Origin of the sequence: Prevotella sp. MGM1 (assembly GCF_002933775.1) — a bacterium.
Classification (GTDB): Bacteria; Bacteroidota; Bacteroidia; order Bacteroidales; family Bacteroidaceae; genus Prevotella.
Genome location: NZ_BEWV01000221.1, coordinates 119,392 through 131,172 on the forward strand (window position 1 = coordinate 119,392; position 11,781 = coordinate 131,172).

At 48.5% G+C, this 11,781-nt stretch carries 9 protein-coding genes; 5 read left to right on the top strand and 4 right to left on the bottom strand.

Annotated elements, in window-relative coordinates; translation table 11 throughout:
* Positions 1-119: 119 nt before the first annotated feature.
* Positions 120-3,389, top strand: a complete 3,270-nt coding sequence (locus tag MoGM_RS12410; RefSeq protein WP_158249614.1) for a glycosyl hydrolase — start codon at positions 120-122, stop codon at positions 3,387-3,389.
* A gap of 212 nt (positions 3,390-3,601) precedes the next feature.
* Here MoGM_RS12410 and MoGM_RS12415 read toward each other — a convergent pair whose 3' ends face one another.
* Positions 3,602-4,561, bottom strand: coding sequence for a hypothetical protein (locus tag MoGM_RS12415; RefSeq protein ID WP_146078741.1), 960 nt, complete (start codon positions 4,559-4,561; stop codon positions 3,602-3,604).
* A gap of 350 nt (positions 4,562-4,911) precedes the next feature.
* Between MoGM_RS12415 and MoGM_RS12420 the strand changes: the two genes are divergently transcribed.
* Positions 4,912-5,697 (top strand): inositol monophosphatase family protein, encoded by a 786-nt coding sequence (locus MoGM_RS12420; RefSeq protein WP_104370362.1) that lies wholly within the window; start codon positions 4,912-4,914, stop codon positions 5,695-5,697.
* A gap of 370 nt (positions 5,698-6,067) precedes the next feature.
* On the top strand, positions 6,068-6,442 hold the full coding sequence (locus tag MoGM_RS12425) for a RidA family protein (protein WP_104370363.1): 375 nt from the start codon (positions 6,068-6,070) through the stop codon (positions 6,440-6,442).
* A gap of 84 nt (positions 6,443-6,526) precedes the next feature.
* On the opposite strand, the gene MoGM_RS12430 is transcribed toward MoGM_RS12425, so the two are convergent.
* Together MoGM_RS12430 and MoGM_RS12435 are read right to left on the bottom strand one after the other, a co-directional pair.
* Positions 6,527-7,330 (bottom strand): RNA methyltransferase, encoded by an 804-nt coding sequence (locus MoGM_RS12430; RefSeq protein WP_104370364.1) that lies wholly within the window; start codon positions 7,328-7,330, stop codon positions 6,527-6,529.
* 33 nt (positions 7,331-7,363) lie between these two features.
* Positions 7,364-9,118, bottom strand: a complete 1,755-nt coding sequence (locus MoGM_RS12435; RefSeq protein ID WP_104370365.1) for a 1-deoxy-D-xylulose-5-phosphate synthase — start codon at positions 9,116-9,118, stop codon at positions 7,364-7,366.
* Positions 9,119-9,405: 287 nt separating this feature from the next.
* Here MoGM_RS12435 and MoGM_RS12440 point away from each other — a divergent pair, with 287 nt between their 5' ends.
* Positions 9,406-9,894: a DUF2269 family protein gene (locus tag MoGM_RS12440; RefSeq protein ID WP_104370366.1), complete on the top strand. Its 489-nt coding sequence runs from the start codon at positions 9,406-9,408 to the stop codon at positions 9,892-9,894.
* Position 9,895: 1 nt separating this feature from the next.
* Here the strand turns inward: MoGM_RS12440 and MoGM_RS12445 are convergent, their stop codons facing one another.
* Positions 9,896-10,441, bottom strand: a complete 546-nt coding sequence (locus MoGM_RS12445; protein WP_371410534.1) for a methylated-DNA--[protein]-cysteine S-methyltransferase — start codon at positions 10,439-10,441, stop codon at positions 9,896-9,898.
* A 630-nt stretch (positions 10,442-11,071) separates the two neighbouring features.
* Between MoGM_RS12445 and MoGM_RS12450 the strand changes: the two genes are divergently transcribed.
* Positions 11,072-11,761: a SprT-like domain-containing protein gene (locus MoGM_RS12450; RefSeq protein WP_158249615.1), complete on the top strand. Its 690-nt coding sequence runs from the start codon at positions 11,072-11,074 to the stop codon at positions 11,759-11,761.
* Positions 11,762-11,781 lie beyond the last annotated feature (20 nt).

The window sequence follows — 11,781 nt, forward strand, 5'->3', positions numbered from 1 at the left end:
TTTCTTTTCCGCCTTTTCTGTTTCTGTGATGTGTGTGGCAGGATCCGTTTTGCCACTTGTTGATATATAAGAGTATAATGAAGAATAAAACTGTTGTTGTAAGCCAGATTCTCTTTTGTATGGCATTTATTATGCCGTTGCATGCCGATGCCTTTTCCGTTGACTCACTGTGGAGCAGGTTTGTGCGGCCGGGCGATGAGGCACGCACGAAAGTTTGGTGGTTCCATGGCGAGACGGCAACCACCCGTGAGGGAATAACGGCCGACCTCGAAGCGTTCAGTGACAAAGGCGTCGGCGGTGTGGTATACTACGATCAGGTGCATGGCAAGGGCGATTTGGCATCGGCCGTGTTCTCGCCCGAATGGTGGGACGACCTTAAATTCGCGGCTTCGGAAGCCCGTCGTCTCGGGCTTGGTTTCGAATTGAACATCAGCAACGGATATGTGGCGGGCGGTCCGTGGATTACCCCTGAGAACGCCATGCGTCGGATTACGTATGACGACACGCTGATTACATCTGACGGGAAGCGTGATATCGTGTTGCCGGCAGTAGCGATGCCGCATTATGAGGGTATAGCCGTGCTTGCTTTTCCCGATGATGAGATTGCCGACACCCGCCTGTTGAAGCCTGAAATACGTGTAAATAAATCCGGGGTAGATGCCATTTCGCTATTTGACAAGACAGGAGGGTTGCAGAAGATAACGGAGAACGGGACTGTGATAACTCTCGATTTCGGCCGTGTCTTCACAGCCCGTACATTCTCTTACCGCACCAAAGGACGCGGGAAGGCAGCCACATGTGCCATTCCCACACCGTGTATTCCCGGTTCGTCTTTCACCGGAGCGGGATATGTGGAGTTGCCGCCGATAGGCGATTTGGAAGTTTCCGACGACGGAATACATTATGAAAAGGTTTGTGCAATACCACCCCTTTACCGTTCGATGGGGTATAAGCTCGACCAAATAACAGTGGCGTTTCCCGCTGCGAGAGGCCGTTTTTTCAGGATAAGCCTGCATGATTGGAATGTTCCGGGTACCGCACCGTCATCGCTTATGTTCGGAAACGCCTGTCTTTCACCGTCTCCAACGGTAGATAATTGGGAGGTAAAAGCCGCTTTCAGACCCGAGTTTGCCGATTACCGGCAAGTGTCAAAAATCTCGGGCGATAAAGGGATCTCTTTCAAAAAGATAAGAGACATATCATCGTATGCATCTGCCGACGGCACGTTGCGTTGGCAAGTGCCGTCCGGTCGCTGGCGGATAATGCGTTTCGGTCATGTACCTACGGGAGCGAAGACAAAGCATGGCCGGAAGGGAATGTCGGGATTGGAGTGCGACCGCATGTCTGCCGCTGCCGCCCGCTTGCAATGGGAGAGTTTTTTCAAGCGCGTATGCGATACGTTGGGTCTTGCCGGAGTGAAGCCCGACGGTCTTGTCATGGACAGCCATGAGGCGGGAGCGCAGAACTGGACGGCCGGATTTGCCGCCGAGTTCCGTCGTCGCAGGGGGTATGACATCATCCCTTGGCTTCCTGTCGTCAGCGGACGCCTTGTCGGTTCGCGTTCCAAGAGTGATAAGGTGCTGTATGATTTCCGCCGCACGATTGCAGATCTGATTTCGGATAATTTCTATTCTGTGATAGACAGCCTCTGCGCCTCTGCGGGAGTGACATTTACCGCACAGGCCATCGGAGCCGCGCTGACCATTGCCGGAGATAACATACAGTCGAAAGGGCGTGTCGTCAAGCCGCAGGGAGAGTTCTGGGCATACCAGACGACAGGCGGATACGACATCAAGGAAGCCTCGTCGGCCGCGCATCTGTATGGCCGTCGTATCGCATCGGCCGAGGCATTCACCGACGCCACCTATCGCCATAGTTTCGCACAGCTCAAATCTTTGGCAGATTTTGCTTATTCCATGGGTAACAACGAGTTTGTCGTTTGCGCATCGGCATATCAGCCCTGGCTCGACCGTTTTCCAGGCTCTACAGCCAATGGCCGTCAGTACAGCCTCAACCGCAACAATACACTGTGGCCGATGAGCCGCCCGTTCTGGGACTATCAGGCACGGTGTGCCGATATGTTGAGGCAGGGCGATGCCGCAGTCACTTTCTGTCTGTATGTCGGCGACGATGCTCCCGTAAAACTGTTGTCTCATAAGTTGCCTGCCATGCCCGAGGGATATGACTGGGACGTGTTCACCACCGACGCCCTCTTGACAGCCATGCGCGCCGATGATAAAAAGGTGCTCACGCAGAGTGGCACGGCATACCGGATGATTATAATAGAGAATGAGACTTTTGTCTCGCCTGCGGCACTTTCCAAGATAGCCGATATGGCTGTGCAAGGAGTGCCAGTATGCGCGAACAGGGAGAGCCTCGTGCGTGTTGCAAAGATGTTCGGTGCATGTGATGATGATTATGAGCACGTGCTGAACCGCCTTTTCTCACTGCCTAACGTGTACCCCCTTTCTACGATGGCGGCATCGCAGGAAGCCGACATAAGGAATGCTCTTGCCGCAGAAAAAATCTCTCCTCAGATTTCTTTACGTAGTGCCAACACGCCGACGGAGAAAGTCTATTTCTCTCAGCGAAACACGCCGGAGGCCGATATTTACTTCGTATATAATCGTGGCACGGGCGTGTTCCGTGACAGTGTGTCGCTCGGCACGGCGCATCGTAACATCGAACTGTGGCATCCTGTCGACCTTACTCGCACGTGGCTTGTTGCCGATAGAAAATCGCAGGCATCAAACCGTGTCCTGTTGGAGTTGCAACCGGAAGAGACAGTCTTTATCGTCGCTTCGTCAGGCGATGCACAACAGACGGTTAACACCGTGGCGGCTCATAATGAGCAGCCGATGACAAAGGTTCTGACAAAGCCTTGGACAGTGACGTTCGACCCCAAACTCGGCGGGCCGGAAAAGCCAGTCGTGTTCCACGAACTTACCGACTGGACAGAGAGTGCCGACAACAGTATACGTTATTACTCTGGCGAGGCTGTATATTCGACAGAAGTTGACATGGACAGTACTTTTCTTGTGGAGCCTCAGGCTACCGGACCTGCATCCCGTGCGGTCGTTTTTTCACGTACAGTGCTATGCCTGCCATCGGTGAATGCCGTGGCTCGTGTGGTTGTGAATGGAACGGATGCCGGTACGGTGTGGTGCTCTCCGTGGCAGACGGATATAACCGGATTGTTGCGCCCGGGAACGAATGATATAAAAATAGTGTGCGCCAATTCGATAGTCAATCGTGTCATAGGTGATGCGTCGCTGCCCGAGAGCGAGCGGGTGACGTTCTCTTTTCCTGAGTTTCTGAAACGGACAGACCGGCTTCAACCGAGCGGTATTGTTGGGAAAGTGGTGATTAGGAAATATGGCGGCAGGTAAATATGCTTGTCTGAGTTTCATGCGTAATGACGGTTTGCACGGAGATAGTTTTTTATTTCAAGTGCAAACCGTTTTTATTTATGCCATGGTTGAAACTGTCCGGAATGCCTGACGATAGAACCTACTGTTCTTTTTGAACTATATGGATTCAATATTCAAAATCACAGAAAAAACAGATGAGATTTGTGTGGTTATGCAGAGCGAAAATACGCTTATTTGTTGCTTTGAGATAGGATTGTGTTCATGGCATTATTATAATTTGCTTCAATAATCCCTGTTTTCAAAATTCCTTTATCAAATAACCGTAAAAGGAAATCATTATAAGATTCATTGTGGTTCCTGTCTGATAGATAGACATAAATGATAGGTGCTAATACAAGGCTGCCATCAACGTATTGTGAAAATTCATCGTATACACTTTGATTGTCGCGTAGTCCTAATTTATTGGAAATATATACTTCCGCCGCAACAATAAAAGCTTCGTTTCTGCCCTCACCATGTCTTTGGGCAATATCTTCTTTATCTCTATAAAAAGCATCGTTGTCAAGCTCGCGTAATTTTGCCATTAGTTCGGGTGAAAGGTAAAGGTTATGCAAATTTTCATGAATATAGATATTCATAAAACTTAATCTCAACTGCTTTTCTATTTCATGGTCAAGAATCAAAGGAGTGCAGCAAAATGATTCATCTGAAAGGTTGAAAGCATTTTTTATATCTAAAATGAATATTTTGGATTGGATGTCAGGTAGGGAATCTGGAAGAAAAAAATCATTCAGGCTATTGTTTGCGGCATTTAGCAAGTCCAGGTTCAAATCATAATTGTCAATATGTGATTTCAGTCTTGGATAGATAGTGTTATCCCAATACTCCGAATATCCGTTGTCGACTAATTGTTGTAAGACATAGGATAGTTGGGGCTGAACGGATAAAATACTGTTAGCCCATTCAATATTGTGGGCAAGACTGTCTAAGTGCTGAATAACGGACAGACATTGTGAAACATCATTTTTATCTCCATTAAGTTCAGTATATAGATTGCAGAGTTTCGATGCGTTGCAATTTGAATTAACGTATGCGACATTGGAGGCAAAAACAGAATCGGAACATAGTTTTTCAAAACGAGTGTCTTCCTTGATTTGATCGATATATTGAGGAGCGCATAATAAGTCCAAACATTTGGATGTATTAAATATCTCCCCGAATGAGTTAAGTCGGGATAGCAATATGAGTGTAATTAAAAAGAAATACTTTTTATTTGGTTGCATGCTGTATACGATATCTGAGTTAAAAAAATACTTTCAAGTGGAAATTCCATAAAAGATAGCAAATGGTTTTATCTTTTCCAGTAGCAAAGTTAAGCAAAATATTTCAATCCGTGGCTTCATTGCATGGCATTGTGGGCCTGTTGGCATGATATTGGATATGAAAAGAGGCAGACGTGATAATATTTTGCGCGGCAGAACGTTATTTCCTTAAACGGTGGCAGTGCAGCTGTCATATTTTATCAGCAACTATAAATGATATGGAAAGAAACATACCGTCATTGGATATCCTTATTGATGTGGTCAGAGAGGCAGCCGGATTGATGCGGACAGATACTTTTGAGGTCTCGTGCAAGGAAGGATACTCAAACATTGTGACATCGTCCGATGTCGCAGTACAAAATTTTCTGTGTGCCAGACTGGCCGCGTTGCTTCCCGGCAGCGGCTTCCTATGCGAGGAGGAAGACATGTGGGACACGTCGCATGAGTATACATGGATTATCGACCCGATAGACGGTACGGCCAATTATAGCCGCGGAATAGCCCAGTGTGCCGTTTGTGTGGCACTCAAACATGATGCCGACATAGAGCTTGGAGTTGTCTGTCTTCCTATGACAGGCGAGCTTTTCTCGGCAGAGCGGGGTAGAGGGGCTTATCTCAACGGACGTCGCATCTCTGTTTCCGGAAGGCCGTTTGCCGACTCTGTGATGTGTACAGCCCTGCCCGTATACCATAAAGAATATGCCGGTTTGTGTTCGGATATCATCCGTGAGACATTTTCCAAATGCAATGATATACGCCGTTTCGGTGCCTGTGCGCCGGAGTTGTGCTATTTAGCCATGGGCCGTTGCGAGCTATATTTCGAGTATCTGCTTAGTCCGTGGGATTTTGCCGCAGCCTCGCTGATAGTCACCGAGGCCGGTGGCGTTATCACAAATCTGTATGGTGAACCGCTTACTTTTACGTGCCCAAGCGGTGTTGTGGCAGGTAACAGTCTTTCCAACCACGCCACTCTGACCGATATAGTGAAGCGTAATATTGGTTAACGTATTGTATCATACTTTTCTTCATCGCTGTAAACCGAGCGTCAGATATGTGTCGCAGTCCAATGGCGAAGGTGTGGCATGCCCTTGTTCCCCCTGATGAAATAAAACGTCCTGTTTCTATCTGGAAGTATGGTCGTAAATGGTATGTATAATGAAGCTCGACGGCAATCCGATAGCATTTTTATTAGTATTCCGTTGGCTTGCATTTTGCGCCTGATTGCATTTCAACCGGTATCCGGCTGTATTTCATAGGATGTTTCATCGCTTACATATAGAAAATAAAAAAGGCTTCATTCGAAGCCTTTTTATGATATTCTTATTATATTTGCATTCGGAACAGTAATAAACGAACAATCAAAACGAAAGAACAATGAAAGTATTGCACACAGAAAAAGCGCCTGCGGCGATAGGCCCTTACAGTCAGGCGATAGAGGCCAACGGCATGGTATTCGCTTCTGGGCAGATACCTCTCGACCCGGCCACCGGAGAAGTTGTTGAAGGCGGAATTAAAGAGCAGACCCGACAGGCGCTCACAAACGCTGCCGGTGTGATGGAAGCCGCCGGACTGACACTTGCAAATGTAGTGAAGACAACAGTATTCATGGCCGACATGAATGATTTTGCCGCTATGAACGAGGTTTATTCCACGTTTTTCAGCGAGCCGTTCCCTGCCCGTTCTGCCGTGGCGGTGAAAGCCTTGCCAAAAGGTGTACTCGTGGAGGTGGAGTGTATCGCCGTTAAATAATAGGAGCTAAGGAGGATTTTTGGAGGAGCTTAAAATCCTCTGACAGCCTCCTGAACTTTTTTTAACCTCTAAACTCCCCGGGAATTACCCTTTTGCTCTAAGCTCCCAGAAAGCCACTGCCGCCGCGGCGGCTACGTTCAGTGAGTCGACACCGTGCGACATCGGTATGCGTACCACGTAGTCAGCTTGCGAGATTGTCTCTTCCGGCAGTCCGTCGCCTTCAGTTCCCATGACTATGGCAAGCCTCTGGACAGATGCCAGTATTGGCGAGTCTATCGGAATAGAGTCGTCAGTCAGTGCCATGGCGGCTGTGCTGAAGCCAAGACTGCCGAGCGATGCTATTCCACCGTCGAGCCATGTCCACGGAACGAGAAATACGCTGCCCATAGAAACACGCACGGCACGGCGGTTGAGCGGGTCGCACGAGTCTGGAGTGAGCAGCACGGCGTCTATTCCCAATGCGGCCGCCGAGCGGAATATAGCTCCGATGTTGGTTGTGTCCACCACGCCGTCTATCACCACTATGCGCCTTGCCTTGCGGCAGATGTCCTCCACCTTGCGGTCTTTCGGCCGCCGCATGGCGCACAGTACGCCTCGGGTGAGGGTGTACCCCGTGAGACCGGCCAGGATTTCCCGGTCGCCGGTATATACCGGGATGTCTCCGCACCGTTTTATTATCTCCGCCGCATCGCCTGTGATATGCCTGCGTTCGCATAGCAAGGCGAGCGGTTCGTAACCGGCGTCGAGTGCCACTTTTATCACTTTAGGGCTCTCGGCGATGAATATACCCTTGTCCGACTCGATGCGGTTGCGCAGTTGTGCTTCGGTTAGTGTGCTGAAAACCTCAACTCCCGGATGTTCCAGTGATTTTATTTCGATTATTTCCATTGGTACCGTTATGTGCTTTTTGTCCGGCCGTTGTCAGATTATCTCCTTGATGTCGGCCACGATCTGCTCATCGGTCAGGTGGTTGTCTCTCATCAATTCGTTCACGTCATAGCGGTCGTAGAGAGCCTTTTTTACTCCGAAGTGAAGCGTCTTCATGTCTGTCGCGCCGTAGAATCCGGCTATCCGCTCGCCAAATCCGCCGTCTGTGCATCCGTCTTCTATCGTGACTACAAGCCTGTGGTCGGCTTTCAGGCTGTCGAGCATCTCCGAATCGACTCCCGTCAGATAGCGTGGATTTATCAACGTGGCGTCTATGCCGTATTCTTCCAGCATGTTTACCACGTTCTCTCCTTTTTGGTAGAAGTCTCCTACAGCTATTATAGCCACGTCTTTGCCGCGTCTTGTCATCTTGAAGCGGTCCAGTTCGCTGTAATCAGTGTCGTAATCCTCGTCGCTGTGTGCCACGTCGCATTCCGGGACACGTATCGCAACGGAGTATTTCTCCTGCCTGATGGCCCAGCTCTCCATCGCTATAAGTTCCTCGTATGTGGTTGGTGCGAGGTATACCAGGTTAGGAATGTGGCTCAGCATCGGTATGTCGAAGAAACAGATGTGTGTAAAATCGCTCATGCCGAAGATAGACGCGCCTATCACATTGATCACGGCAGGGTTGCCGTTTACGCACAGGTCCTGTGCCAGCTGGTCGTAAGTACGCTGTATGAATGTGGCGTGTGTGCTGAAAACGGGGCGTACTCCGCCTTTCGCCATTCCAGAAGCCATTGCCACCGCCTGCTCTTCGGCAATTCCAACGTCTATGAACTGCCGTCCGGCCGCTTCGCGCTCTTTAGGCCCGAATCCTATGGATGCCGGTACGCCAGCCGCTATGCACACGAGTTTCGGGTCGCGTTTGATTTCCTCCCGCAGCCATTCGCCCAGCAGGGCGGGCATGTACTCGCCGCCGCCTGTGTTTTTCAGTTCTCCTGTCGATATGTCGAACGGCATGTGCCAGTGCCACGCCTCCTTATTCTCCGTTGCCGGCAAGTATCCGTGTCCTTTTTCGGTATGTATGTGTACCACTGTCGGGTGTGGTGTGTCTTTCACGCTTTTGAACGCCGCTATGAGATGTCCGATATCGTTTCCCTCTTCAACATACATGTATTCAAAGCCGAAAGTCTTGAAGAAATTAAGCTCTGCCAGTCCTTTTGTCTCTCGCAGCAGACGTAAATTGGAGTAAAGACCGCCGTGGTTCTCGGCTATGCTCATCTCGTTGTCGTTCACCACGATGATGATGTTGGTGTTCAGTTCGGATGCCGTGTCAAGACCCTCGAACGCCTCTCCTCCGCTCAGGCTGCCATCGCCGATTATGGCGATGATGTTCTCTTTGCCGCCTTGTATGTCCCGTGCTTTCTGCAGACCAGTCGCGAGCGACACCGAAGTTGACGTGTGCCCGATCTCGAAACAGTCGTATACCGACGATTCGAGCGGGCTGCTGTATCCCGAGACCTCACCGAACCGTGCTTTGTCGGTATATCCGAACGCGCGTCCGGTGAGCATCTTGTGCGGATATATCTGGTGCGATACATCGAAAACAAACTTGTCTTCCGGTGCGTCGAACACATAGTTGAGCGCAATTGTGGCCTCGGTTATCCCGAGATTGGGACCCACGTGTCCGCCTCGGTTGCTCACTCTGTTAAGTATTCCGCCGCGTATTTCGTCGGCCAGTATTTCCAGTTGTTCCAACGAAAACGATTTAATGTCTTTCGGAGAGTTGATTTTCTCTAAATACATATTTGTCAAATTGAATGCTGTTATTGTCTTTTTATCGGTTGCAAAGGTAATAATAAACCTCCGTTAGATGTGTATATCGTTTACGGAAAGAGACAACAATATTACGTTTTCGGCTTTATGGTGCCACTTCTGATGTCCGTTTATCGCATAAAATTTATCGTGATTGGAAGAAACTGGGTGTAAAAGTGTGCGGATCGATTATTTTCCGTATATTTGTAAGGCGGGAGTCATACCGCTATCATGGAATGTACATACAGTAAGTATTAAATAAAAAACAATCTACGGATATGAAAACAATCAATGCCACAGGCCTTAAATGGCTGAAAACGCTGCATGTTTTGTGCGCTGTTGTATGGATCGGGTGCGCTTTTTGCATGAATGTGATGAAGTGGTTTATCGCTCCCGATGGCGCCGACCAGATGTATATGCTTGCCCTTGCCATTCTCGTGACAGACAACTTATTGATTTATGTCGGCGTGTTCGGTTGTTTACTCACGGGCCTGATATATGGTCTTTGGACGAAATGGGGGTTCTTCAAGCATAAGTGGATAGCCGCAAAGTGGATGCTTGCGCTTGTCATGATACTGATTGGGACGTTCGTCATTGGGCCGGCTGTAAAAGGAAATGTACATGAACTGTCGGGATATGTTGACAATCCGCAGCAGTATTACGATAATGCCGCCGTATCATCATTGTGGGGCTTAATACAGATATGCTTGCTGCTGATTGTTGTTTTCATCTCCGTTTTCAAGCCGTGGAAGAATAAGAAGCGATAGGTTAAATATCGTCGAAAGGCAGTGTTGCCGCCGTTTTCCCTTTTTCAAGCGCAAGAAGAGCCTGTTTTATCGTCAGTCCTCCGCCGTATCCGGTTAACGTCCCGTCGCTGCCGATGACACGGTGGCATGGCACGATAATGGAAATAGGATTTGCGCCGTTGGCGTTTGCCACCGCTCTCACGGCCGCCGGCATGTCTATGCGCTGTGCCAGTTGTCCGTAGGAGATGGTGGTGCCGTATGGAATGTTCAGTAGTTCTGCCCATACTCTTTTCCGAAAATCGGTGCCAATGTGAAGCATCGGAATGTCGAACACGGTGCGTTTTCCTGCGAAATATTCGTCAATCTGCCTCGCTGCTTCCTCTATGACGGGCGTGGTACCTTCCTTAAAATCGGCTTTCAGTGTCTTTTTCAGTTGTATGTCGGTGCGTTCGCGATGTTTTCCCGTCAGCCAGTCGCAGAGACACAACAGTCCATCGAAGTCTCCAAGTATCAATCTGCCGCACGGCGTATTATGTTGCTTGACCGTTATGTTCTTTTTCTCTGTTATCATATTTTCCGGTTTTGGCATATCCGCTAAATTGCGGATAACGTATGCAAAGATAACTATTTGTAGTGAAAAAGTCACGAATTTAACACTTTCTAAAATCATGAACCAGAACGGCTATACGATATACAGCACGCTATATTATTATGTTCCGGAAGTAGTGAACGGAGAGTTTTGCACCTCTTTTTTTGCAACGGGCATCCCGTTGTAATGCGGTTGGCAGGTAATTGCGATGCGTTTATCCGCTGATTGGAGAGCAACGGGACGCTAAACGCAGCGCAATCAGTATACTAAATGCACACGCCGGATCACTGACCGCGGCTGGAATAATGACGACTTTTTGTATTGTATTGATATACAGGGTGTTGCGTAATCTTCGAAATACGACGATATTTGCGGCCTTGTGATTTTAAAATTTCAAACAGTCGAGATATGAAATGTGTTTTGTAAATATATTTATCATAATGTTAAATCATGGCGTTGCAGTGTCATTATTGATTTATAGTGTAACAAATAATACCCGTCAGGTCAAATAATACTGGAAAACGGTTTGGCGAAAAGAAATAAAGATGTAATTTTGTGGTTGTCGAAAGTATGGTATACTTATCGGCATGGTTCAATAGCAAAATCCACATGATAGCGACAATACCGTATATAGAGAGTAAGTTCGATGAGTTCAACAGGCTTATTTTTGATGATCGGCTGCCAAGGCTTCCTATCCGCTTGAGCAAGGCAAGGACTTTTCTTGGTGCCTGCACGTTCAAGAAGCGCAGGACCATGTTCGGTAAAATCGTTTGCTATGATTTTGTGCTTCGCATAAGTACTTGTTTCGACCTTACCGAAAGAGAACTCGAAGACATCATCATTCATGAGATGATACATTATCATATATGTATAAACAGGCTTGAAGACACATCGGTTCACGGTCGGTTGTTCAGGCAAATGATGGGCGACATAAACAAGAAATACGGCCGGAACATCTCGATTTCCCACCGTTCGACAGCCGTCCGGCATGATGGAGCCGCCTCGGGGCGTATTTGTTGGCATGTCGTCGCCGTGCTTTCGTTTCATGACGGCAGGACGGGTATAAAGGTCTTGCCTCATATCTCTCGCGGCATATTGAAGTATTGTAAAGGGGTGTCGGGTGTGAGAGAGGTCCGGTCGGTAGACCTGTACATGAGCGACGATGTTTTTTTCTGTCGTTTCCCTCGCTCGTCGGCCTTGCGTGTGCACTATCTTGATGCTGCCGATATAACCGGTCATCTGGCTGACGCGAAGAAGATAGAGTGTAGGGGAGAAGAGATAATGTGGAAAATGAGATGAAATATCTGTACGATTTTACC

What these genes read in the sequence shown, in the direction of transcription:
- MoGM_RS12440 (WP_104370366.1), top strand. Translation starts at nt 9,406, where the DNA reads ATGAAAACAATCAATGCCACAGGCCTTAAATGGCTGAAAACGCTGCAT.
- MoGM_RS12430 (WP_104370364.1), bottom strand. Translation starts at nt 7,330, where the DNA reads ATGGAAATAATCGAAATAAAATCACTGGAACATCCGGGAGTTGAGGTT.
- MoGM_RS12450 (WP_158249615.1), top strand. Translation starts at nt 11,072, where the DNA reads ATGATAGCGACAATACCGTATATAGAGAGTAAGTTCGATGAGTTCAAC.
- MoGM_RS12420 (WP_104370362.1), top strand. Translation starts at nt 4,912, where the DNA reads ATGGAAAGAAACATACCGTCATTGGATATCCTTATTGATGTGGTCAGA.
- MoGM_RS12410 (WP_158249614.1), top strand. Translation starts at nt 120, where the DNA reads ATGGCATTTATTATGCCGTTGCATGCCGATGCCTTTTCCGTTGACTCA.
- MoGM_RS12435 (WP_104370365.1), bottom strand. Translation starts at nt 9,118, where the DNA reads ATGTATTTAGAGAAAATCAACTCTCCGAAAGACATTAAATCGTTTTCG.
- MoGM_RS12425 (WP_104370363.1), top strand. Translation starts at nt 6,068, where the DNA reads ATGAAAGTATTGCACACAGAAAAAGCGCCTGCGGCGATAGGCCCTTAC.